The 23,874-nt window shown below is 70.0% G+C and carries 20 protein-coding genes; 15 read left to right on the top strand and 5 right to left on the bottom strand.

The window, feature by feature from the left end:
- The first annotated feature begins 9 nt into the window (after positions 1–9).
- The 3 genes from Ssi02_RS15640 (at position 10) to Ssi02_RS15630 (ending at position 3,941) form a co-directional block, all read left to right on the top strand.
- A complete protein-coding gene (locus tag Ssi02_RS15640; RefSeq protein ID WP_204026168.1) occupies positions 10–2,355 on the top strand; it encodes a hypothetical protein in 2,346 nt (781 codons plus the stop codon).
- Between the two features lie 210 nt (positions 2,356–2,565).
- Entirely contained in the window at positions 2,566–2,985 is a 420-nt protein-coding gene (locus Ssi02_RS15635; protein WP_204026166.1) for an FAD-binding protein, read from the top strand.
- On the top strand, positions 2,955–3,941 hold the full coding sequence (locus Ssi02_RS15630) for an SDR family NAD(P)-dependent oxidoreductase (protein ID WP_204026164.1): 987 nt from the start codon (positions 2,955–2,957) through the stop codon (positions 3,939–3,941). The genes Ssi02_RS15635 and Ssi02_RS15630 overlap by 31 nt, the downstream gene beginning before the upstream one ends.
- Positions 3,942–4,210: 269 nt before the next feature.
- Here the strand turns inward: Ssi02_RS15630 and Ssi02_RS15625 are convergent, their stop codons facing one another.
- A complete protein-coding gene (locus Ssi02_RS15625) occupies positions 4,211–4,810 on the bottom strand; it encodes a TetR/AcrR family transcriptional regulator (protein ID WP_204026162.1) in 600 nt (199 codons plus the stop codon).
- A 35-nt stretch (positions 4,811–4,845) separates the two neighbouring features.
- Positions 4,846–5,955 (bottom strand): CaiB/BaiF CoA transferase family protein, encoded by a 1,110-nt coding sequence (locus tag Ssi02_RS15620; protein WP_204026160.1) that lies wholly within the window; start codon positions 5,953–5,955, stop codon positions 4,846–4,848.
- Between the two features lie 141 nt (positions 5,956–6,096).
- Between Ssi02_RS15620 and Ssi02_RS15615 the strand changes: the two genes are divergently transcribed.
- The 3 genes from Ssi02_RS15615 to Ssi02_RS15605 all read left to right on the top strand — a co-directional run bounded on the left by Ssi02_RS15615 (position 6,097) and on the right by Ssi02_RS15605 (position 11,622).
- Entirely contained in the window at positions 6,097–7,692 is a 1,596-nt protein-coding gene (locus Ssi02_RS15615; RefSeq protein ID WP_204026158.1) for an AMP-binding protein, read from the top strand.
- 10 nt (positions 7,693–7,702) lie between these two features.
- Positions 7,703–10,933, top strand: coding sequence for a carboxyl transferase domain-containing protein (locus Ssi02_RS15610; RefSeq protein ID WP_239128935.1), 3,231 nt, complete (start codon positions 7,703–7,705; stop codon positions 10,931–10,933).
- A 65-nt stretch (positions 10,934–10,998) separates the two neighbouring features.
- Entirely contained in the window at positions 10,999–11,622 is a 624-nt protein-coding gene (locus tag Ssi02_RS15605) for a TetR/AcrR family transcriptional regulator (protein WP_204026154.1), read from the top strand.
- On the opposite strand, the gene Ssi02_RS15600 is transcribed toward Ssi02_RS15605, so the two are convergent.
- The gene (locus Ssi02_RS15600) at positions 11,606–12,796 is read right to left on the bottom strand and encodes a thiolase family protein (protein ID WP_204026152.1); all 1,191 of its coding nucleotides are present in this window, start codon (positions 12,794–12,796) and stop codon (positions 11,606–11,608) included. The two genes, Ssi02_RS15605 and Ssi02_RS15600, sit on opposite strands and share 17 nt — an antisense overlap.
- Positions 12,797–12,975: 179 nt before the next feature.
- Between Ssi02_RS15600 and Ssi02_RS15595 the strand changes: the two genes are divergently transcribed.
- The 8 genes from Ssi02_RS15595 to Ssi02_RS15560 all read left to right on the top strand — a co-directional run bounded on the left by Ssi02_RS15595 (position 12,976) and on the right by Ssi02_RS15560 (position 20,583).
- On the top strand, positions 12,976–14,163 hold the full coding sequence (locus tag Ssi02_RS15595; RefSeq protein ID WP_204026149.1) for a lipid-transfer protein: 1,188 nt from the start codon (positions 12,976–12,978) through the stop codon (positions 14,161–14,163).
- Positions 14,160–14,606 carry a MaoC family dehydratase N-terminal domain-containing protein gene (locus Ssi02_RS15590; protein WP_204026147.1) on the top strand — a complete coding sequence of 149 codons (447 nt, stop codon included), beginning with the start codon at positions 14,160–14,162 and terminating at the stop codon, positions 14,604–14,606. The genes Ssi02_RS15595 and Ssi02_RS15590 overlap by 4 nt, the downstream gene beginning before the upstream one ends.
- A complete protein-coding gene (locus Ssi02_RS15585; RefSeq protein WP_204026145.1) occupies positions 14,603–15,040 on the top strand; it encodes a MaoC/PaaZ C-terminal domain-containing protein in 438 nt (145 codons plus the stop codon). Before Ssi02_RS15590 ends, Ssi02_RS15585 begins: the two co-directional genes overlap by 4 nt.
- Positions 15,040–15,873 (top strand): SDR family NAD(P)-dependent oxidoreductase, encoded by an 834-nt coding sequence (locus Ssi02_RS15580; RefSeq protein ID WP_204026144.1) that lies wholly within the window; start codon positions 15,040–15,042, stop codon positions 15,871–15,873. The genes Ssi02_RS15585 and Ssi02_RS15580 overlap by 1 nt, the downstream gene beginning before the upstream one ends.
- A 79-nt stretch (positions 15,874–15,952) precedes the next feature.
- Positions 15,953–17,380, top strand: coding sequence for an MFS transporter (locus Ssi02_RS15575; RefSeq protein ID WP_204026142.1), 1,428 nt, complete (start codon positions 15,953–15,955; stop codon positions 17,378–17,380).
- Positions 17,381–17,465: 85 nt separating this feature from the next.
- A complete protein-coding gene (locus Ssi02_RS15570) occupies positions 17,466–18,650 on the top strand; it encodes an acyl-CoA dehydrogenase family protein (protein ID WP_204026139.1) in 1,185 nt (394 codons plus the stop codon).
- Positions 18,647–19,780: an acyl-CoA dehydrogenase family protein gene (locus Ssi02_RS15565; protein ID WP_204026137.1), complete on the top strand. Its 1,134-nt coding sequence runs from the start codon at positions 18,647–18,649 to the stop codon at positions 19,778–19,780. Before Ssi02_RS15570 ends, Ssi02_RS15565 begins: the two co-directional genes overlap by 4 nt.
- 41 nt (positions 19,781–19,821) lie before the next feature.
- Positions 19,822–20,583: a 3-hydroxyacyl-CoA dehydrogenase gene (locus tag Ssi02_RS15560; RefSeq protein WP_204026135.1), complete on the top strand. Its 762-nt coding sequence runs from the start codon at positions 19,822–19,824 to the stop codon at positions 20,581–20,583.
- A 728-nt stretch (positions 20,584–21,311) separates the two neighbouring features.
- Here the strand turns inward: Ssi02_RS15560 and Ssi02_RS15555 are convergent.
- Both Ssi02_RS15555 and Ssi02_RS15550 read right to left on the bottom strand, forming a co-directional pair.
- The gene (locus Ssi02_RS15555) at positions 21,312–22,493 is read right to left on the bottom strand and encodes a UDP-N-acetylglucosamine--N-acetylmuramyl-(pentapeptide) pyrophosphoryl-undecaprenol N-acetylglucosamine transferase (RefSeq protein ID WP_204026134.1); all 1,182 of its coding nucleotides are present in this window, start codon (positions 22,491–22,493) and stop codon (positions 21,312–21,314) included.
- A 183-nt stretch (positions 22,494–22,676) separates the two neighbouring features.
- Positions 22,677–23,084 (bottom strand): MerR family transcriptional regulator, encoded by a 408-nt coding sequence (locus Ssi02_RS15550; RefSeq protein ID WP_204026133.1) that lies wholly within the window; start codon positions 23,082–23,084, stop codon positions 22,677–22,679.
- A gap of 60 nt (positions 23,085–23,144) precedes the next feature.
- Here Ssi02_RS15550 and Ssi02_RS15545 point away from each other — a divergent pair, with 60 nt between their 5' ends.
- Complete coding sequence (locus Ssi02_RS15545; RefSeq protein WP_204026132.1) at positions 23,145–23,852, top strand: SDR family oxidoreductase; 708 nt, start codon at positions 23,145–23,147, stop codon at positions 23,850–23,852.
- Positions 23,853–23,874 lie beyond the last annotated feature (22 nt).

The following is a 23,874-nucleotide window of genomic DNA, read 5'->3' as shown; positions in this document are numbered from 1 at the left end:
CAGGTCTCGATGCCCAAAGACAAGAAGAAAAAGATCAAGGCCCGTACGAAGTCGATCTACAGCCGTCCGTCTGGAAGCCGCGCCGGCTCGCCGACCTCGCTCAAGGCGAGCAAGGCGAAGCGTCCCCATTCGAGGCCCGCGGACCCCGGCCCCACGTGGCCTCCCGCCCCACGGGGCCCGCGAGCTTTCTCGATCGAGCCGCGAGGACTGCCTGCGGGCAAGAAGGTCCAGCTCGTGCCATACGTCGCCGTCAAGGGCGACAAGATCAAGAGCATTGCCTTCGGCCGTCAGCGCACGCCGTCGCCGCTCATCGGCGGCAAGATGGGCGACCACACCGGCTCCTGGGCAAGCGTCGTCGACTCCGTGCACTCCCTTCTCTACGACAAGCCGGTCAAGGAGGCGGTGGGGCTGCTGCACGAGAAGCAGCGCAGGGCGCAGGCATGGATGTCCGACGACGGGTCACCCGGCATGAAGCTGTGGAAGACACTGGACTTCGACGACCAGGAGAACCGCCAGGGCTCCCTCGAACACTATGCCCATCAGGTGGACAGCCTGTTGAAGCAGGCGGCGGACGCGCTCAACAGGCCGCTGATCGATGAGGCGAGCCGGGAGGCCGCCGCCCGCGCACCCGGCCTGCTGTCCGAGGCGATGGGCTACCACCTCGCCTACCTCAACTTCCTGCCCTATGCCACGGTGCCGGCGGGGAGCCAGACCGGTTCGAAGGGGGCGGGGGAGGGCTCGGCACGCGCCGAGGTGCTGGAGATCGAGAGCAACCCGGGGACGGCCCTCTCGTCGACCGAGCGGGAGACGGCGCGCGAGAACCTGTGGGGGTTGTTCTCGACGGAGGCCGCGGTCCGCGAGGCGGCGGCCGACCGCGCGGTCTCGCCGAAGAAGATGGAGAAGATCTCGGGTCACATCGACGAGCTCGTGGCCTTGTCGGGCGAAGTGGAGGCGCTGCTCTCGGGCTTCCTCGCCCCCGGTGCCTCGCGCGTGCAAGTGGCGACCGCGGTAGGCGGCGATATCTCCGCGTTCAACGCGAAAGTGATGAAACTAAAGGACAAGGCCGAGAAGCTCTCGGGGACTCTGAGCACCAGCGAGTACGCCAAGATCCGCGAAATGCCCACCCAGATCAAGCAGACCCTGAACACGTTATCGGACCTGACACTCGGCAAGACGGCTGTCGGCACCTCGTCGCTGATGAGGCCTCATGCGGACCTGAAGCAGTCGTCCGACGGTCTGAAAGAGCTGAAGAACTGGCTGGTCGGCGATGCGGACAATGCGCGTGAGGAAAGTGCTCTCATCCTCGCCCGCCTGCTCTACGACCACCAGACGGCAGTGGCCGAGGCCTATCCCAACGCCGTCAAGGAGTCGGAGTTCCTCACGTTCGACGCGGCGGACAAGGACCGCCCGACCGACGCCGCCGGTGCCGCCGTCGGCATGCTCAAGAGATACCTGGCGGCCGACAAAGGCATGGAGGCGGAGGACGACGCGATCGAAAAACTGGGCGAACGCGTCGCGGCTCTGCACGCCACTCTCGGGCCGCGTCCGACCCCGGCCGCCGACAGCAAGTGGGTGGCCGACTCCAGCACCGAGAGCCTCGTCGTCTCCTTCCGCGGCGACGAGCTTGTCATCGTGGGCAGGGCCGCCGCGCCGTACGGCGTGGCCGGCATGGGCTCTCATACGACGGCGTGGGTGGACGAGGTCGACGCGGTGAAGAGGCTGGTGGCCAAGAGCAAGAAGGGCGAGATCACGAAGCAGATCGCCAAAGAGGTGGCCGCCGATCTCAAAGGCGCCCCGCTGAGGGGGCTCGCCTCGCTGCTCCCCGCCGAGCAACTGGACGGCGGGCAATTGTCGGCCGTCTTCAACGCGGCGGCGAACGTCATGGCCGCCAGGTCGCCCGAAGAGTCGATCAAGGCTTACCTGTCCTTCAGGAACCTCCTGCCCTATGCCACCGTCGACGCCGGCGACCGCGCGGGCCACGGCGAAAGGAGCGGAGGGAGGAAGAAGAGCCAGTTCGACAAGGAGTCCCTCCAGGCCGCCATCGACCTGAAGGTCAAGGAGTTGGACGGCGACGACGTCGCCTCGACGACCGAGGCGATGGAGAAGGCCGCACAATCCCTCACCGACATCCTCGACGACATCGTGATGGCCGACCCCGATGCCGACCCGGCCGACTCCACTCCGTCGTGGACGGACTATCCGGAGGTGGAGGACGCCGCAAGAGCGGTCATCGACGACCTGACGGCGAAGGCCCGGGGCCTCGCCGACGGCAAGCTCAAGGCCAAGGCCTTAGGAAGCACGATCATGAAAATCCGCGACGACGAGGACACGAGGGTCCGCAGACTTTGGAAGTGACCGTAGGGGCCGCTCGGCGGCCCCTACGGCAGTCCCATCCCGTTTCCGGGCCATGCGGTCGGGCGCCCACTCCCGTAGGGCACCCCGGCCGCAGGCTTTCACCACCTGCTCCCCACCGGTGGGGAGCGCCGCCGGTCATCCGATCGGTGGGGTGGATCAACCGGTCGGAGGGGCAAAGGGTTCCACCACCGACTCATGAGATAGACGGATGTGTTCCTTGCTCACGGATTGAGAGGCAGCGGGGGGCACTGCTTCGAGAACTTCACCGCCGACCCGGCGGTGCGGATGCTGCTCGACCTCTCCCCGATGGACGCCGTCGGCTACGACGCCGGCCGGCGGGCTTTCGCCGTACAGCCAGGAGCCCCCCTCGGGCATGTGTATCGGACGCTGTTCAAGGGGTGGGGCGTGACGATCCCCGGGGGCGGTTGCCCGGAGGTGGAGGCCGGCGGGCATTTCGCGGGTGGCGGGTACGGGCCGCTGTCCCGGAGGTACGGGTCGGTGGTGGATCACCTGTACGGCGTGGAGGTCGGCGGCTTTGACTACATTGACTGTATTGATACAGTCGATGTAGTCAGTTGCCACGCGGAAGGAAGTCGCACATGGGAGCACTCGACGGGCGGGTCGTCCTGATCACCGGGGCGGGACGCGGCATCGGCAGGGAAGAGGCGCTGCTGTTCGCGGCCGAGGGCGCGAGCGTCGTGGTCAACGACCCGGGTGTCGCCGTCGACGGCAGCGGTCACGACGACGGTGTGGCCGCCGCCGTGGTGAATGAGATCGTCGCGCGGGGTGGCCGCGCGATCGCCGACACCGGCAGTGTGGCGGACTGGGACGACGCCCGGCGCATGGTGGACACCGCCGTCTCGACGTTCGGCGACCTGCACGCGGTGGTCAACAACGCGGCGGTCGAGCGCAACGCGCCCCTGGCCGTCATGGACGCGGCCGACTTCGACGACGTCCTCGCAGTAAAGCTCAGGGGCACTTTCGCGGTCAGCCGCTGGGCGGCGCACTACTGGCGCGAACGGCATGTGGCGGGTGTGCGCGCCGACCGGGCCATCGTCAACACGGCCTCGGGCTCGGGCCTGCTCAACCCGCTGCCCACCCAGACCTCTTATGCGGCGGGCAACGCCGCGGTCGCCGCGATGACCCTGGTCAACGCCTTGGAGCTCCGGAGATACGGCGTGCGCGTGAACTGCGTTTCACCGTCCATGGTCCGCACCCGGCTTACGGCAGGCGTGCCGGGCATCCAGGAGTCGCAGCCCGGGGCGTTCGATCCGCAGCACCCCGCCACGACCGCGCCCATCGCCGCCTACCTGGTCAGCGCGGACTGCCCGCTCACCGGGCAGGTGCTGTCGATCCGCGGCGGCTCGGTCGCGGTCAACCACGGCTGGACCCGGGGCGCGCAGGCCGAGAAGGACGGCATGTGGGAGGTGGCCGAGCTGGCGCGGGACCTGCCCGGCCTGCCCATGGACGACCCCTTCGACAAGCTGGTCGCGGCCCTAGGCGGCGCGTTCGGCATCACCGACCGCGACACGGTGCTGCGGATGGTGGACGACACCCTCGACCGGTACGACCAGGCCGCCGGCTAGCCGGGCGCCAAGAGGTCGCCGGCCTGACGGCCCCCGGAGGTCGGAGGGGCACCCCGAATTCCCGAATCAGCGGCCTCGGATCTCCTGGCGACCAGCGCTTCGTCGCGTCGCGCAGGGAGACCGGCTGTACGGCGGAGCGAAGGTGACCGGCACCGGGCGACGGCCACCCCCGCCCGCCACGGCCTTGGCGGGCGGGGGCGGCCATCGCCTATGACCACGAAACGACCGTACGGCGAAGCACGGTGAGCACGCCGACGACGCCAGGCCGGTCAGGTGCCGGTCGGCGTCGGCCGGGCGTGGATTCCGTCAAGCACCAGCTCGCAAAGCCGGTCCGCGATCTCCTCGGGGGTCAGCCTGCCGTCCGCCCGCAGCCACAGGTAGGTCTGGCTGTGCATCGTGATGACGGCCTTCGCCTGCACCGGATCAAGCGCACGGAACAGACCCGCCGCCGTGCCGGATTCGATGACCGTGAGCCATGTGTTCTCATAACTGCGCCTGAGCTCGGCGATGATCCGCTTGCGATAGCCGGTGAGCTGCTCGAACTCCGCGCTGACCACTTGCCACGCGGTCAGGTTGGCCCCGATGTTGCGGATCAGCTCCCGGCTCAGCTGCCGCAGCTTGTCGTCCGCCGGGCCCGCCTTTCCGTGGATCCGCTCGCCGGCCTGGACAAGCTCCTCCAGCAGCAGCCGGCTGATCTCGAAGAGGGCCTCCTCCTTGCTCTTGATGTGGTGGTAAAGAGCGCTCTTACCGATGCCGGCGGCGTCGGCTATCTGGGCCGTTCCGGTGCCGTGGTAGCCGTTCGCCGCGAACAAATCCGTGGCGATGCTGAGGATGCGCTGCTTTTTCCGTGGATCAGCCTGTCGTGGCATGAGTCACCTTCGTTGAGCGACCGTTCACTCGCAGCTTAGCTGGCAGCCGATGCGGCAGGCGCCGACCAGCGTGCGCCCACGGTCGCGAGCGGCACCGGGGTGCTCGGGGGCTCGTCGGGCTCGGCTCCCGCCGTACGGGACAGGTGGGGTGCGACTCCGGCCTGCCGGACTCCGCCGATGTTCCGCACGGCGCGCCGTGCGGCCATGTGCGGGTGCTCGGCGACCTCGCCGAACTCCAGGACCGGCGTGACGCAGGCGTCGGTGCCGGCGAAGTGCGCGGCCCACTCGTCTCTCGTCCTGGTGGCGAAAACCGCCGTGAACCGGGCCCGGAGCCGAGGCCAGCCTGACCGGTCGTTTTGATCGGGCAGCGGCTCGCCGGCGAGCCCGAGCCCGGCCACCAGTTCGGCGTAGAACTGCGGTTCGATGGCACCGACGGCGACGTAACGGCCGTCTGCGCACTCGTAGGTGTCGTAGAACGGCCAGGATCCGTCGAGCAGGTTGTCGGCGCGGGAATCGGACCAGTAGCCGGTCGCGCGCAGGCTCCAGATCGGCTGAAGCAGCACGCTCACGCCGTCCACGATCGCCGCGTCGACCACCTGGCCGCGCCCGGAGCGCTCCCGCTCCCACAGGGCGGCCAGCACGCCGTAGACGAGGAACAGTGAGCCGCCGCCGAAGTCGCCGACCAGGTTCAGCGGCGGAACCGGCCGCTCGCCGGCGCGGCCGATCGCGTGCAGTGCGCCGGTCAGCGAGATGTAGTTGATGTCGTGTCCAGCGCGCTGGGCGAGCGGCCCGTCCTGTCCCCAGCCGGTCATCCTGCCGTAGACGAGGCGGGGGTTGCGCCGCAGGCAGGCGTCGGGCCCCACGCCGAGACGCTCGGCCACGCCGGGCCGGAAGCCTTCCAGCAGCACGTCCGCCTTGCCGACGAGATCGAGCACGGCTTCCTGCTGCTCGGGGGACTTCAGGTCGACGACGGACACCGTACGGTTGCGCAGCATCTGGTCGCGGGCGTCGGCGGTCCGATCCGCGGCCGGCCGTTCCAGCCGGACCACGTCTGCGCCGAGGTCGGCCAGAAGCATCGCCGCGTGTGGACATGGCCCGATGCCGGCCAGCTCGATGACGCGAAGCCCCTCCAGCGCTCCTGGCATGAGAACCCCTCTCGGCGATGTGCGATGACTAATCGTTACAGTACTGAGCGGTCGATATAGTAACCTACGTGCACCAGGTTCGCCGATCCCTTGTCGTCGGGCTGACCTCGCCGAAGCCTGCAACCTCGTCATGGAGGATCAATGTCTGCATTGCCGGAGCTGGAGAGGCGTACATTCATCCACGCGTTCGAACGCGCGCTTGCCGAGGTGCCGGACAAGGTGGCTCAGACCGACCGGTCCGGCCGCTGGACCTTCGCGGAGAGCTTCGACCGCTCGTTGCGGTTCGCCGGTGGGCTGGCCGCGGCGGGAGCCCGCCGCGAGGCCCCGGTCGCGCTCATGATGGACAACTCGATGGACGCCATCCACGCCTGGTCGGGGCTAAGCCTGACCGGTGTGGTCGAAGTGCCGGTGAACACCGCCTACAAGGGCCGCTTCCTGACGCACATCCTCAACGATTCCGGCGCGGAGATCCTGCTGCTGGAGGATCAATACTGCGAGCGCCTGGCCCGGGTGGCGGGCGACCTGACGTCGGTGCGCACGGTGGTGGTGCGCGGCGGCGCGGGCGACGCGCTGCCGGCGGGGCGCTTCCGGGTCGTCCCGTTCGAGGAGCTCGACGTCGCCACTGCGGCTTCGCCCATCCGCGTCGGGCCGTCGGAGCTGATCGCCTATATGTACACCTCGGGCACGACGGGCGCCTCGAAAGGGGTCATGACGTCGCACGCTCACGCTTATACATACGCCTCTGGTGAGGACCAGGTGCGGCCGCGCGATTTCGACAGCATCCTGGTCACGCTGCCGGTGTTCCACCTGTCCGGCCAGTGGTCCGGTGTCTACAAGGCGCTGGTCCACCGGGCGAGCTGTGTGCTGGAGCCTTCGTTCTCGCCGAACCGGTTCTGGCCGCTGGTGCGTGAGCACGGCATCACGTTCACGGCGCTGCTCGGTGCCATGGCGCAGATGCTGGCCGCCCGGCCGCCGCACCCGGACGACGCGGACAACCCTCTGCAGATCGTGGGCATGGCGCCCCTGGTCGCCGACTACCAGGCGTTCCGTGAGCGGTTCGGGGTGGACATCATCACCGCGTACGGCATGAGCGAGATCGGCGCCGTGGTGTACGGCCCGCCGGATTCGGTGGTTCCCGGGGCGTCCGGATTCCGCCGCCCGGGCTACGAACTGAGGATCGTCGACGAGCAGGATCGCGATCTGCCGCCCGGTGAGGCCGGCGAGCTGCTCGTGCGGCCCGAGGTGCCGCACACCGTCATGGCCGGATATCACGGTCTGCCGGACACGACCGCCAAGGTGTTGCGCGACGGCTGGGTGCACACCGGTGACGTGCTCCGCAGGGACGACGAGGGCCGCTACTACTTCGTCGACCGGCTCAAAGACGCCTTGCGCCGCCGGGGCGAGAACGTGTCGAGCTTTGAAGTGGAGTCGGTCATCAACGACCACCCCTCGGTGGCGGAAAGCGCGGTCGTGGCCGTGGCCTCCGAGCTGACCGAGGACGACATCATGGCGGTCGTGGTCCCGGCCGAGGGCGAGGAGATCGACCCGGTCGCGCTGACCGAGTTCCTGATCGACCGCCTGCCGTATTTCATGGTGCCCCGCTACATCGACGTGGTTGCCGAGTTGCCGAAGACGCCCACTCAGAAGGTGCGTAAGGCACACCTCCGCGATATCGGCATAGGCGACGGCACCTGGGATCGCGAAGCGGCGGGGATCGTCGTGCGGCGGGAGAGCTGAGGAGATGCCGGTGAACCAGGCGGCCGCGGCGAGACCTGAGCCGGAGCACGGCACGACGGGCGGGCTGCTCGTGGCCAATCGCGGTGAGATCGCCGTCCGAGTGCTCGGTGCTGCCGCCGACCTGGGCATCCGCACGGTGGCCGTCTACGCCGAGGACGACGCCGACAGCGCCCATGTCCGCCGGGCGGACGAGGCATACCCGCTCGCGGGGACGGGGCCGGCCGCCTACCTCGACGCCGAGACTGTGATCGCGGTGGCGTCGCGCAGCGGGTGCGACCGGGTGCACCCCGGATACGGCTTCCTCGCCGAGAACGCCGCCTTCGCCGCATCCTGCGAGCGCGCGGGGCTGACCTTCGTCGGCCCGACGCCGGAGCAGCTCTCGCTGCTCGGGGACAAGGCACGGGCCCGCGGCCACGCCGAGGAGCTGGGCATCCCGGTTCTGGCGGCGACGCCTGGGCCGGTGTCGGCCGAGCAGGCGCACCGCTTTCTGGCCGAGCTCGGCGCCGGGGGAGCGGTCATGGTCAAGGCACTCGCCGGCGGCGGCGGCCGGGGCATGCGGCCGGTGCACGACCCCGATCTGCTCGCGGACGTCTTCGCCCGGTGCGCCGCCGAAGCGGCAGACGCGTTCGGCGACGGCGCACTGTATGTCGAGCGGCTGCTGACCGATGCCCGGCACATCGAGGTCCAGATCGTCGGGGACGGCACCGGTGCGGTGACCCACCTGTGGGAACGCGACTGCAGCGTGCAGCGACGCCGGCAAAAGCTGGTGGAGCTCGCCCCCGCGGTGGATCTGCCCGACAAGGTGAGGGACGGCCTGCTGCAGGCCGCGACCGCGATCGGCCGCTCGGTGCACTATCGCGGGGTGGGCACCGTCGAGTTCCTCGTCGCGGGGGACGAGTGGGTCTTTCTTGAGTGCAACCCTCGCCTCCAGGTCGAACACACGGTGACCGAGGAGATCACCGGCGTCGACCTGGTCGACGTGCAGCTGCGGCTCGCCGGCGGCGCCACGCTCGCCGCGCTGGGTCTGGCCGAGCCGCCCGCACCGGAGGGTGTCGCGCTGCAGGTCCGGGTCAACGCCGAAACCGTGTCGCCGGACGGGCAGGTCCGCCCGCAGGCGGGGCTGCTGGAACGGTTCGTGCCCCCCGCGGGCAAGGGGATCCGGGTCGACACCCACGGCTATCCCGGCTATCGGCTGGGCACCCGGTATGACTCGCTGCTCGCCAAGGTGATCGTCACCGGTGACGACGTCACCACGGTCATGGCGAGGGCACGCCGCGCGCTGCGGGAGTTCGACGTGGCTGGGCCGTACACCAACATCGGCCTGCTCGACGCCGTGCTCCAGCGGCCTGAGCTGCGGTCGGGCCGGCTCACCACGGACTTCGTCGACCGGCGGCTCGCCGACCTGGTCGACGAGGAGCCGCACCCGGATCCCGGAGCCGGCGGGCCCGCGCCCCTGACGATCACCGCGCCGGTGGACGCCACCGTGGTGGCGGTGGAAAGCCGGCCGGGTGCCGCGGTGAGCGCCGCGTCCTCCCTGATCGTGCTGGAGGCGATGAAGATGCACCACGTCGTCGCGGCCGGCCGCGCGGGGACCGTCCGGGAGATCCGAGTCGCCCTCGGTGACTCGGTCCGCCAGGGCGATGTGCTGGCGGTGCTGGCCGCGACCGGCGACGACGAGCAGCAGGACGCCGTCGAAGAGCTGGACCTCGACCTGGTGCGGCCGGAGCTGGCCGAGGTGCTCGACCGGCACCGCGGGGTGCGTGACGAGGCGCGCCCGCGTGCCGTCGCCGCCCGGCGGGCGGTGGGCCGCCGCACCGCCCGCGAGAACATCGACGACCTCTGCGACCCGGGAACGTTCGTCGAATACGGTGCGCTGGTCGTCGCCGCGCAGCGGCAGCGCCGCTCCACGGCCGAACTGATCGAGCGCACTCCGGCCGACGGCCTGGTCGCCGGCATCGGGGTGATCGGCGGGCGCCGGTGCGTCGTGATGTCGTACGACTACACGGTGCTGGCCGGCACCCAAGGTGTGCGCAACCATCGCAAGACCGACCGCATGCTGGGGATCGCGCAGCGCGAGTCGCTGCCCGTCGTGGTGATCGCGGAGGGCGGCGGCGGCCGGTCGGGCGACACCGACCACGGCGCGGTCTCCGGTCTGGACGAGCCCGCCTTCGCACTGCTGGCCCGGCTCTCCGGCGCGGTGCCGCTGGTCGGCATCGCGTCCGGCTATTGCTTCGCCGGGCACGCCGCGATCCTCGGCTGCTGCGACGTGGTGATCGCCACGAAGGACTCCAGCATCGGCATGGGCGGTCCCGCCATGATCGAGGCGGCAGGTCTAGGCGCCCTGCGGCCCGAGGACGTCGGTCCGCCGTCGGTCCAGACGGCGGGCGGGGTGATCGACGTTCTGGTCGAGGACGAGGCGGCGGCGGTGGCGGCGGCGCGGCACTACCTGGCGCTGGTGGGCGGCGGCGAGCAGGCGGGGGACTGCGGTGACCAGCGGCTGCTCCGCCATCTGGTGCCGGGCGATCGGCTGCGGCCCTATGACGTGCGCGCGGTGGTGGAGGCGCTCGCGGACACCGGTTCGGTCATGGAGCTGCGGCCGTCCTTCGGCGTCGGTGTCATCACCGCGCTGGCCAGGATCGACGGCATGCCCGCAGGGATCATGGCCAACAACCCGATGCATCAAGGCGGGGCGATCGACGCGCCCGCGGCGGACAAGGCCGCGCGTTTCCTCCAACTGTGCAACGCGCACGACCTGCCGGTGCTGTCGCTGTGCGACACCCCGGGCTTCATGGTCGGGGCGGCGTCGGAACGCACCGCGACCGTGCGGCACTTCAGCAGGATGTTCATCGCCGCCTCGCATCTGGAGGTGCCGATCGCGTTCGTCGCCCTGCGCAAGGCATACGGACTCGGCGCCATGGCGATGGCGGGCGGCAGCATGCGCATACCTGTGTGCAGCCTGGCGTGGCCCACCGGTGAGTTCGGCGGGATGGGACTGGAGGGCGCGGTGCGGCTCGGCTACCGGGCCGAGCTGGAGGCGATCGCCGACCCGCGAGCGCGCCAGCGCCGCTTCGAGGAACTGGTCGCTCAGCTCTACGAGTACGGCAAAGCCCTGTCGGTGGCGGCGGTGTTCGAAGTGGACGACGTCATCGATCCGATCGAGACGCGGCGCCGGGTCACCGCCGCGTGGCGCACGGCGAGCCGATCTGCCAACCGTGGCCGCAGGCCGCTCGACGCCTGGTGAGAGCCGGTTGCGCCGGGGATTCACCGGCAGACTGATACGCTCGCAATCTCGGGGGAAGGCGGGTTATGCGCGGCGATGAGCAGGCCGGCGACTGGCGGCGGCGCGAGCCGCTGGAGTTGCCTCCGTTGCTGGCCGGCGCCCTTGAGTCCTTCTACGAGAAGGGCTATCACGGCGCGTCGGTGCGCGACATCGCCTCCCGCGTCGGGGTGACGGTTCCGGCGCTCTACTACCACTACGCGAGCAAGCAGGCGATCATGGTCGCCCTCGTCGAGCTGGCCGCGCGGGATTTCTCGGAGTTCGTGGCGCGGGCGTTAGGGGACACTCCGGACGACCCCGCGTCCCAGCTCGCCGTCCTCGTCGAGGCCATCGCGCTGCAGATGACCCAGCGGCACCGGCTGGCCTTCCTCGAAGCCGAGTTGCGCTATCTCGACCCGGCGGCGCTCGCCGCATACAGGCGGCATCGCCAGCGGGTGGAGGACAAGCTGATCGAGGTTCTTCGCGCCGGCACGCGCGCCGGTGTGTTCCAGATCGACGAGGTCACCGAAGTGGCCAGGGCGATCCTGGGCATGTGCCAGGCGATCGCGACGTGGTACCGCCCGGGCGGTGCCCTCTCGCCGACCGAGCTCAGCGGCCGATACGCCTCTTACGCGATGAACCTCGCCCGTGCCGGGGTCACAGCCGCTCGATGACGGTCGCGTTGGCCATCCCGCCGCCTTCGCACATCACCTGCAGCCCGTAGCGCCCGCGCGTGCTTTCCAGATGGTTGACCAGTGTGGCCATCAGCCGGGTGCCGCTGGCGCCGAGCGGATGGCCGAGCGCGATGGCGCCGCCGCGCGGGTTCAGCCGGGCCGGATCGGCGCCGAACTCGGCCTGCCAGATCAGCGGCACCGGCGCGAACGCCTCGTTCACCTCGAAGGCGTCGATGTCGGAGATCTTGAGCCCGGAGCGTTCCAGGATCTTGTGGGTGGCCGGGATGACACCGGTGAGCATGAGCACCGGGTCGCTTCCGGTCACGGCGAAAGCGTGCAACCTGGCACGCGGCCGCAGGCCAAGCTGTTGTGCCCGCCCTTCCGACATCAGCAGCGCCGCCGAGGCGCCGTCGGTGAGCGGGGAGGAGTTCCCCGGCGTGATGCGCCAGTCGATCTCCGGAAAGCGGTGCTCCGCGGCCGGGTCGGCGAAGGAGGGGCGCAGCGTGCCCAGGGTCTCGGTGGTTGTGGCCGGCCGGATCGTCTCGTCGCGGCTGTGGACGGTCCGCTCGCCCGATGCCGTGGACACCTCGATGGGGACGATCTCGTCGTCGTAGCCCCCGGCGGCCGCGCATGCGGCGGCTCTGCGGTGCGACTCCGCGGAATACTCGTCCAGCAGCCGCCGGTCGAGCCGCCACCGCGCGGCCAGCAGCTCGGCCGCGATGCCCTGCGGCACGAGACGGCCGTCGTATCGCGAGGCCACCGGGGCGAAGGGCTCTCCGCCCCGCGTGCTTGACCCCATGGGGACGCGGCTCATCGACTCGACCCCGCCCGCGATCACCACGTCATAGGCCCCGGCCATGATGCCCTGGGCGGCGAAGTGCAGCGCCTGCTGGCTGGACCCGCACTGGCGGTCGACCGTGGTGGCCGGAACGCCGTCCGGAAACCCCGCGGCGAGTACGGCGCTGCGTGCCACGTTGGCCGACTGATCGCCGACCTGGGATACGCACCCCGCGATGACGTCGTCCACCATCGCCGGGTCGACCTCGTTCCGTTGCATGAGCGCGCTCAGCATTCGCCCGAGCAGGTCGGCGGGGTGGATGCCCGACAGCGCCCCGCCCGGCTTGCCGCGACCGGACGCCGTGCGTATCACGTCGACGATGACTGCGTTGGTCATAGTAGGGTCCCTTCGTTCAAGATCACTGACTTAGCGGTCGATATAACTCGACCATAGAAGTCGGGTATTCGCACTGTCAAAGCGCATCTATTAAGGGTTGACGCGGCGACGGGCGGCTTTCTACAGTCTCTATTTATCGACCGCTAAGTAGATGTCGATCGAACGTTGGAGGGCCCGAGGTGAGCAGTGTCTATGTGGTGGGCGTCGGGATGATCCCGTTCACCAAACCCGGTCGCGAAGAGCCCTACGCCGTGATGGGCGAGCGGGCCGCCAGGGCCGCGCTGGAGGACGCCGGCGTCGAGTACGCCGAGGTTCACCAGGCCTACGCCGGCTACGTCTACGGAGATTCCACCTCCGGCCAGGCGGCTTTATACGGACTGGGGCAGAGCGGGATACCGATCGTCAACGTCAACAACAACTGCGCGACCGGCTCCACGGCGCTCTGGCAGGCACGGCAGGCCATCGCCAGTGGCGCCGCGGACTGCGTGCTGGTGCTCGGCTTCGAGCAGATGCGCCGCGGAGCGCTGGTCGAACACTGGGACGACCGCCCCTCCCCGATGGCACGCAGCCAGGAGACGATGGCAGAACTGCAGGGCCACGAGCCGGACGTGCCGCTCGCGGCCCGGTTCTTCGGCGGTGCCGGCCGGGAGTACATGCGCACCTACGACGTGGGACCCGAGGTGTTCGCCAAGGTCTCGGTCAAGGCGCGACGGCATGCGGCGGCCAATCCCTACGCCGTGTTCAGGGAGCCCCTGACGGTGGAGGAGGTGCTGGCATCGCCCGCCGTGTACGGGCCGCTGACCCGCCTCCTGTGCTGCCCGCCCACCTGTGGCGCCGCGGCCGCCGTGCTCTGCAGTGCGGAATTCGCCCGTAGCCGCGGCCTGCGGCGTGACGTCCGGATCCGCGCGCAGGCCATGGTGACCGACGTGCCCGGCACCTTCACGGAAGGCGGCATGATGACGCTGGCCGGCGCCGGGATGGCCCGCGCCGCCGCCGACCAGGTCTACCGGCAGGCCGGCCTCGGGCCGGAGGACGTTCAGGTCGCCGAGCTGCACGACTGCTTCGCCACCAACGAGGTCATCTCCTACGAGGCGCTGCGCCTGGTCCCCGAAGGGGAGGCGGAGAAGTTCGTCGCCGACGGTCAGAACACCTACGGCGGCCGCATCGTCACCAATCCCTCGGGTGGCCTGCTGGCCAAGGGGCATCCGCTGGGCGCGACCGGCCTGGCGCAGTGCGCCGAGCTCACCTGGCAGTTGCGCGGCGAGGCCGGGGGCCGCCAGGTCGAGGGCGCGGCGGTGGCACTGCAACACAACCTCGGACTCGGTGGCGCCTGCGTCGTCACGATGTATGAGAAGGCGGGCAAGTGATCGACCGGGCATTGATCGGCGCGGCGCTTCCCGCACACGACGAGATCGTGGACCGCTCCAGGCTGCGGCGGTTCGCCGAGGCGATCGGCGAGACGGACCCGGTCTACGTCGACGTGGCCAGTGCCCGCGCCGCGGGCCACCCCGATCTGCCGGTCCCGCCGACCTTCCTGTTCTGCCTGGAGATGGACGACCCGGGGGCCTTCGCCTTCCAGGCCGAACTGGGCATCGACACCGGACGGGTGCGCCACGGGGAGCAGACCTTCGAGTATCACGCGATGGCCCACGCCGGCGACCGGCTGCACATCGCGTCGTTGATCAGCGACGTCTACTCCCGCGAGCAGCGGCAGCTCGACTTCATCGTCAAGTCGACCCGGATCACCCGCGACGACGAGCTGATCGCGACCATGCGCAACGTCATCGTCATCCTGGGGGAGGACCGATGAACGCCACGACGGGGATCACCTGGGTCGTGGGCGCCGAGCTGCCCGACCTGGCGGTGGAGCCGGTGAGCCGCACGACGCTGGCGAAGTACGCGGGTGCCTCCGGTGACTACAACCCGATGCACGTGGACATCGACGCGGCACGGGCGGCGGGTTCGCCCGACGTGTTCGCCCACGGAATGTTGTCGATGGCCTACCTGGGCCGGCTGCTCACGCGGTGGTTCCCGCAACGCCACCTCCGGTCGCTGCGGGTGCGGTTCCGGGCGCTCACACCGATCCACGCGCGGCCCGTCTGCTCCGGCCGGGTGGTCGCCATTGAAGAGGGCCGGGAGCGACTGGCCCGTATCGAACTCTCCGTCGCCGTACAGGACGGCACGGTCACAGCGGCCGGGGAGGCAGTCGTCGCCTGCCCCGCCGAGGAAAGGGCGGTGGTCTGATGGCCGCGGGGACTCTCACCGGGAAGGTCGCGCTGGTGTCCGGTGCCGGCCGGGGCATCGGACGCGCGGTAGCCGAACGGCTCGCCCGCGAGGGCGCGCTGATCGTGATCAACGACATGGACGAGGAACCGGCGGAGCAGGCCGCCCAGGCCGTGCGCGACGCCGGTTCCGAGGCGCTCACCTGCGTCGGCAGCGTCACGTCCGCCGATTTCGCCGAGCGGTTCGTCTCGACCGCGATCGACGGCTTCGGCGGCCTGGACATCGTGGTCAACAACGCCGGCTACACCTGGGACGCGGTGATCCAGAAGATGACCGACGAGCAGTGGAACGCGGTCCTCGAGGTGCACCTCCACGCGCCGTTCCGCATCCTGCGGGCCGCCTTGCCGCACTTCAAGGCGGCGGCGAAGGCGGAAGGCGAGGCCGGGCGGCCGGTGCACCGCAAGGTCGTCAACATCTCCTCGCTCGCCGGCCTCGGCGGCAACGCCGGTCAGAGCAACTACGCGACGGCGAAGGCGGGCATCGTCGGACTGACCAAGACCCTGGCCAAGGAGTGGGGGCGATACCGCGTCAACGTCAACGCGGTCGCCTTCGGCATGATCTCCACCCGGCTCACCGCCGACCACGGCCGGCCCGAGGCGTGGATCGACGTCGAGGGCAGGCAGGTCCGGGTGGGCATTCCGTCGAACGTCATCGACGGGGCGGCCGGCCTGATCCCTCTTGGCCGGGCCGGTACACCGGCAGAAGCGGCGGGCTCGGTCTATCTGCTGTGCACCCCCGACGCCGACTACGTCACCGGCGAGGTCCTCTCGTGCGGTGGCGGCCTCGCTCTCTAACCACCTGATGCCGTGACGGCCGGGACAGCTTAATTCCTACTCACTGGCGGTGCCGTACCCCCCAAGGAAGTGATCCGTCATGTCCGACCACCTCAACCAGAGTTCCGTCCCACCGGGAAGAGATGACGCGGGACGCACGGCCGACCGGCAGGCGGTCATCGCCGCGCGGCTGGACCGCCTGCCGGTCGGCCGCTGGCATCGCCGGTTGACCGGCGTCATCGGCATCGGGCTGTTCTACGAGTACTTCGAGCTGGTTCTCGGCGGCACGCTTGTCGCGACCCTGCGACCGCTGTGGAATCTGACGGCGTTCGAGTCCGGTGTCCTGATCTGCTCGGTGTTCCTCGGCATGTTCGTCGGCGCCATCGGGCTCGGATACCTCGGGGACCGGTTCGGCCGCCGCCGGATGTTCCTGATCAACCTCACCATCTACCTGGTCTTCGGGCTTCTCGCCGCGGCGGCGCCCAACGTGTGGGTGCTGGCCGCGTGCCGGTTCGTCGCCGGCATCGGCGCCGGCGCCGAGTCGACCCTGGTCGGCGCCTATCTGGGCGAGTTCCTCCCCAAGGGCAGCCGGGGCAGGTACATCGGCTGGGTCATGACGATTGGCTTCCTCGCCTACCCGACGGTGGCCTTCCTGGGCGCGCCGCTGGCCCAGACCACGTTCCTGATCGAGGGGTGGCGGTGGCTGCTCATCGCCGCCGGTTCCGGCGCCGTCCTGCTCCTGTGGGTACGGCGGAGCCTGCCGGAGTCCGCGCGCTGGCTGGCCGGCCGGGGCCGCTACGCCGAGGCGGAAGCCGTCGTGGCCGGCATCGAGAAGGAGGCCGAACGCGAGTCGGGGCCGCTGCCCGCTCCGGTGGTGGAGCCGGTCGGGCCAAGCCGGTCCGCGGCACCGGTGAGGGACATGTTCCGCGGACGCTACCTCGGCCGCCTCGTGGTGATCAACGTCTTCAACGTGTGTGCCGGAGTGGCGCATTACGGCATCGGCGCGATCGCCCCGCTCATCCTGCTGGCCAAGGGCTTCGACATCGTCCAGTCGCTGCTGTACACCGGGTTGATCGCGGTCGGATATCCGCTGGGCGCCGCCGTCGTCGCGACAATCGGCGACAGGGTGGAACGCAAGCGGCTGATCATCGTGTCCGCACTGCTCATGGCGGGGGCCGGCATCGTGTTCGGGGTGGCCGATCAGGAGATCGTGGTGCTGCTGGTCGGGTTCATCTTCACCACGCTCGGCAGCGTGTTCGCCACGGCGGCCTGCGTCTACGTGCCGGAGATCTTCCCGACCGAGACCCGCGGGTTCGCGACCGGTCTCGGCAACGGTCTCTCCCGGCTGGCGACCGCGCTCATGCCGTTCGCGGCGCTGTCCATTCTGGCGGCGCTCGGGCCGGTCGGCGTGCTCAGCGTCTCGGCCCTCCTGCTGGTGATCTGCAGCGTGGACATCGCACTGTTCGGCCCCCGCACCACCGGACGCCGGTTGGAGGACGTCACCGCGACGTTGGTGAGCGGTCGGTGAGATAAGGGCGCTTACGGCAGAGCCCGGTTCGAGGCGATGCCCAACAACCAGGGCTTTGATCACTTCTGAAAGGGGAGAGGCGACATTGGACGAGCTGCCGAACGACCTGCGCGTCAGGGTCGGCCGACTGCTCGCCGAGCACGATCCGGCGACGACGGGCAGACAGGAGTTCCTGGGGGCCCGGTTCGACGAGGGGCTGGCATGGGTCCACTTCCCGCCGGGTGCCGGCGGGCTGGCTCTGCCGTACGAATTCCAGCCCGAGGTGGACCGGCTGCTCGCCTCGGCAGGCGCACCGGAGAACGACATGCGCCGCAACGGCATCGGTCTCGGCATGGCGGCGCCGACGATCCTCCGTTTCGGCACCCCGGCCCAGGTGCAGCGGTTCCTCCGGCCGATATGGACAGGCGAGGAAGTCTGGTGCCAGCTGTTCAGCGAGCCGGGAGCGGGCTCCGACCTGGCGGCGGTCGCCACGCGTGCCGTCCGTGACGGAGACGGGTGGGTCGTCAACGGGCAGAAGGTGTGGACCTCGAGCGCGCACAACGCGCGGTGGGGGATCCTGCTGGCCAGGACCGACCCCGACGTGCCCAAACACCAGGGGCTGACCTACTTCGTGTGCGACATGACCGCGCCGGGGATCGAGGTTCGCCCGCTGCGTCAGCTCACCGGTGAGGCGGAGTTCAACGAGGTGTTCCTGACCGATGTTCGCATCCCGGACGAGCACCGGCTGGGCGGCGAGGGGCAGGGCTGGGCGGTCGCCTCGGCGACGCTGAACAATGAGCGGGTGGCCATCGGCGGCCGGGCCGACGCCCGTGAGAGCGGCATGATCGGGGTCGCCGCCCGCACCTGGCGGGAGCGGCCTGACCTGCGCACGGCCGAGCTGCACGGCAAACTGCTGCGCCTGTGGGTGGAGTCGGAGGTGCTCCGGCTGGCCGGTGCGCGGCTGCGGCAGAAACTGGCCGCCGGGCAGCCGGGCCCCGAGGGGGCGGCGCTGAAGGTGACCTTCGCGCGGCTCGCCCAGCAGCTCACCGGCTGGGAGCTCGAACTCCTCGGCGCCGAGGGGTTGCGATATGGGGAATGGCCGATGGTGCGCCCGTCGAGCGTCGACCTGACCGGACGCGACGCCGGCTACCGCTATCTCCGGGCCAGGGGGAACTCGATCGAGGGCGGCACATCGGAGATCCTGCGCACGATCGTGGCGGAGCGGATTCTCGGATTGCCGGCGGAGCCGCGTCCCGACAAGGGCGTGCCATGGAAGGACCTGGCCAGATGAGCAACGAACCCACCCTGCTCTACACCGACGTCGAAGGCGCCCTGCGGGCCGGCGTCCGCAAACTGCTCGACGAGCGGTGCGGGCTTCGCGGGGTCCTCGGCTGCTACGACGGCGATCGCAGCCTGGTCACCGGCCTGTGGCGGGGCCTGAACAGGGAGCTGCGTTTGTCGGCGCTGCTCGTGCCGGAGGCACACGGCGGCGACGGAGGCTCTTGCCGGGAGGCGGCAGTCGTCTTGGAGGAGCTCGGCCGGGTCGTCGCACCGGTTCCCTTCTTGACGAGCGCGGTCGTCGGCACCACGGCCCTGCTCGCCTCACCCGCTCCTGCGGCCGCCGTGCTCCTGTCCGCGCTCGCCGCGGGACGGCGGACCGTCACGCTGGTTGTTCCGCTTGCGGCCGGGCCGGGGGCGGCGGCGGGGTTGGACATACGCGTGGAGGCCGGTGAGCTGCACGGCCGGGTCGCCAACGTGGCGGGTGCCCTGGAGGCGGACGTTCTGCTGGTGCCGGCTGCCCGGTCGGGTGAGAGCGTCGAGCTCTGGGCGGTCCCGGCGGCGACGGCACACATCGAGCCGGTGTCCTCGCTCGACATGACCAGGCAGTTGGCGGACGTCACCCTGCCGGGTGTCCCCGGTGAGCTGCTCGCCCCGGCCGAGGCCGGTCGGCGCGCGGTCGGCGACGCGCTGCTCACCGGGGCCGCCCTGCTCGCGTCCGAGCAGCTCGGGCTCGCGCAGTGGTGCCTGGACACGACGGTCGACTATGTCCGGCTGCGGCGGCAGTTCGGGCGGACGATCGGGAGCTTTCAGGCCGTCAAGCATCGTCTTGCCGACCTGTATGTCGAGGTGGAGTCGATGAGGGCGGCGGCACGGCACGCCGCGACCGCGTGCGGGGGTGCTTCCGGCGGTGCTTCTGCCGAAAGTGCGGTGGCGGCCTCGGTCGCGCAGGCCTTCTGCGGGACGGCCGCGGTGCACGTAGCCGAGGAGGCCATCCAGTTGCACGGCGGCATCGGCATGACATGGGAACACCAGCTGCACCTGTACCTCAAGCGAGCCAAGGCGGACCAGATCGCCTTCGGCACTCCCGGCTCGCATCACGACGAACTGGCCCGCCTGGTCGCCCTGCCCCCACCGGTTTGATCCGGCATCAACTCACCCGGTCGGGAGAGAGAGGACTACCCATGAAACTCACCAGCGCGTCAGCACTCGTCACCGGCGGCGCCTCCGGACTCGGACTCGCGACCGTCCGGGAGCTGCACGCCGCCGGTGCCGACGTCACCATCCTCGACCTGCCGTCCTCGGACGGCGAAGCCGTCGCCAAGGAACTCGGCTCCCGGGGCGGCTTCATCCCCGGCGACGTCACCGACGAGAACGACGTGGCCGCCGCGATCGACAGATGCGTCGCCCGCGGCCCCCTGCGAGCGGCGGTGAACTGCGCCGGCATCGGCAACGCGATCAAGACGGTCAGCTCGCGTGGCGCCTTTCCCCTGAGCGACTTCACCGCCGTCGTCACCGTCAACCTCGTCGGCACGTTCAACGTCATCCGCCTCGCCGCCGAACACATGGCGCGGACCACCCCAGTCGACGGCGAACGCGGCGTGATCGTCAACACCGCGTCCGTGGCTGCCTTCGACGGCCAAGTCGGCCAGGCCGCCTATGCGGCGTCCAAGGCCGGGGTTGTCGGCATGACCCTGCCTATCGCCCGCGACCTCGCCGCCTATCAGATCCGGGTGGTCACCATCGCCCCGGGCCTGTTCCACACCCCACTGTTCGCCACGGTCTCCGACGAGTCGATCGCTTCACTGAGCGAGCAGATGCAACATCCGAAGCGCCTCGGCGACCCCGCCGAGTTCGCCGCTCTCGCGGGTCACATCATCGCCAACCCAATGATCAACGGCGAAACCATCCGCCTCGACGGCGCCATCCGAATGTCCCCCCGCTGACCGCGCACCCGGCAACACGGTACGGAGTGGACCTCGCCGAGGTTTGCCCGTACCGGGTCGGGTGCGGTTTCCATGCCTTACCGGGCAGTGAGGGTATGAGCGCAGAGCCTCCTAGCGATCACTTGGAGGTGATGCGCGATCTGCTGCATCTGCTGCGATGCCCCGACGACGACATCGTCAGGGAGCGCCCGGACCTCGACGACGAGCTGATGCGCCATACGCCGTGCGGGCTTGTCGCGGCACAGGGGCTTGTCGCTGCGGCACAGTCGATCCCGCGTCGTACGGCGGGGCGCCGGGGGCGTGATGAAACAGGTCCGCCGCGTGATGAAACAGCGGCACTCTCGGGTCGCTGTGCCGTCTGCGCGGGGTCGTTCACCCGGTCGGCGCGAGGCCGACACCGCAAATACTGCTCGCGCGCGTGCCAGCAGCGGCACTATCGGCGGAAGGCGCAGCGGCAATCAACATAGCCACCTGCCGTGGGGGCGATGCTCAAGCACAGAAGCCATGGACGCGCGTGAGCGCCCATGGCTTCCTCTCGGTCACAAGGCCGAAGAGCCGTACGCCGAAGGCCACGAGGCCCGTGGCCGACAAGGCGGGCGCCGTACCCGAGTCGGCCTATTGATCGCCACGGAGCGAGCCGAAGAACACGAGGCCCGTGGCCGACGAGGCGGGTGCCGTACCCGAATCGGCCTTTCGCGTGTTGCCTTCAGGTTGGAGACAGACGGCTGTCAGGCTCCCGCCGTAGCGGCAGGCGCGCGCTGATCGGCGGTCGATAGGATGACGTCCACCAGCCTGTCGGCCGCGTCCGGCCGTCCGTGGTGGCGGGCCCGGTCGGCCATGGCGGCACGCCGGTTGGGATCCGCCAGGAGCAGACCCACCGCCTCGGCCAGATGATGGGGGGTGACCTCGTCGAGCAGGGCCAGGGCCGCGCCCGAGTCCGCCAGGTGGCGGGCGTTGTGCACCTGTTCATTGGCCGCCGAGGAGGCAAGCGGGACGAAGACCGCGGGCTTGCCGAGGGCGGTCAACTCGGCGAGGGTGCCGGCACCGCTACGGGAGACCACCACGTCGGCCAGCGCCAGGATGTCGGGCAGCTCCGGGCCGACAAAACCGGCGAGGCGGTAGCGACTGGCCAGGTGCGGCGGCAGCGACTCCGCACGCTGCCGCAGCTCGTCGACGTTGGCCGGGCCGCACTGATGGACGACGTTCGCCTGGCCGAGCAGCCATGGCAGCACGTCCCCGACGAGACCGTTGATCTGCTGGGCGCCCTGCGCCCCACCGGTGACATAGACGGTGGGCAGCCGCCGGTCGAGCGGCAACCCCAGCACCTTGAGCGCCCTCTCGGGGGAGCCCGACAGCAGCTCGGGCCGGACCGGGTTCCCGGTGACGACCGCGGCGCTGCGCAACGACTCCGGCAGCAACGGCAACGTCGACTCCGAGGAGACCGCGATGCGCGCCGCCGACGAGGCGAGTTTCCTGTTGGCCAGCCCCAGGCGCACCGTCTGCTCGTGGAGCACAAGAGGCCGGCGACACAGACGCGCGGCCAGCCCCGCCGGAACGGCGACGTATCCACCCGTGGCCAGCACGACGTCGGGCTGGAAGTCGGACACGATCTTGTACGCCTGCGCCACACCGAGAGGAACCCGCGCCATGTCCCGGACGTTGGCCGGCGACACCATCTTGAGTGGGTTGCGAGCGCGGCGGATCTTACCCGTGGCGACCGTGGCGAACGGAATGCCTTCGGCCGGCGCGACACGAGCCTCCAAACCGCTGTCCGTCCCGATCCACAGGGCCTCCAGACCTTGGCCACGACTTGCGAGCCTGGCCCGCAGCGCACGCACGGTGGTCGCGGCCGGGTAGGTGTGGCCGCCGGTTCCACCGCCTGTGACGATCAGACGAAACGGTGATCTCATGAGGGGGACCTTAATGGAATGCGATAGCTACCCCCGAATTATCGCGAGCTACGAAGTTCCCTACAAACCCCCCGAGCAGCCGCAGGCCACCAAGCCTTTCGGAAGAGCAACCAGTACCCACCGGACTTCCCGGCCACGCTCCTCAGGCGATAACGCAGCCCCGACCGGGCCTGGCCGTCGCGACTATGGCATCACGGAGTGACTCGCCTGCGCGGCGACGTCGCGGTCCGCGATGTATGTGCAGCCGCTGCCCGGGCTTCCGGAGAAGGCGATGACTGCGTCGAGGCGGTCACGCGTGCGGGTCAACGCGGCGATCTGGGCATCGATGCGATCGCGCTCGACGGCCAGCCGGGCTCGCGACTCCGGAGTGCTGACCCTGGCATCGACGCAGGGCAGCAGCTCTGCGATGGTCCGGCTGGACAGGCCGGCCGCGTAGAGCATCTGGATCAGCTGAACCCGGGCTGCCGCCGACTCGGGATAGTGGCGCTGCCCGGAGTCGCTCCGGTTCGCCTCCAGCAGCCCCTGCTCCTCGTAATAGCGCAAGGCCCTCACGCTGACGTCCGACCGCGCCGCCAACTCACCGATACGCATCGTGACCTCCGTCACATAAACTTGCCTCTGACGTCAACGTCAGGTTTTAGCCTAACCGGCATGCAGATCAACGGAGCACACGTGCTGGTCACCGGTGCCAACCGCGGCCTGGGCCGGCAGTTCGCCCTTTCCCTTCTCGACCGCGGCGCCGGCAAGGTGTACGCCACCGCCCGCCGCCCCGAACTCATCGACGTGCCAGGGGTCGTCCCGCTGCGCCTCGACATCACCGATCCGGCATCGGTCGCCGCTGCCGCGGCAGCCGCCCCCGACGTCAAGATCGTCATCAACAACGCGGGCATCTCCACCGGGGCGAACCTGGTCACCGGGGACCTGGACGCGATCCGCCGCGAGATGGACACCCACTTCTACGGCACCCTCAACGTGATCCGAGCTTTCGCACCCCAACTGGCCGACGGCGCGATCCTCAACGTCCTGTCCGTGATTTCCTGGCTCGCCTACGACGGCGCGGGCGGCTACCACGCGGCCAAGGCCGCCGAGTGGGCGCTCACCAACAACGTCCGCCTGGAGCTGGCCCACCAGCGCACCCTGGTGACAGGCCTGCACCTGGGTGCTGCGGACACCGACATGATGGCCTGGTACGACGGCGACAAGACCGCCCCCGAGGTGATCGTCGCGGCGGCCCTGGACGGCATCGAGGCACACCGGCCCGAGGTGCTCGCCGACGCCTGGAGCCGCCAGGTGAAGGCATGGCTGTCGGAGGACCCAAGCGTCATGTACCGCGAAGCGGCGGTCGCCCTCACCACCTGACCACCACCCCTGCGGGCGGCCG

The organism is Sinosporangium siamense (assembly GCF_016863435.1).
Lineage (GTDB): Bacteria > Actinomycetota > Actinomycetes > Streptosporangiales > Streptosporangiaceae > Sinosporangium > Sinosporangium siamense.
The sequence above is the reverse complement of the archived record's forward strand: the minus strand, read 5'-3'. Positions and strand labels throughout refer to the sequence as shown.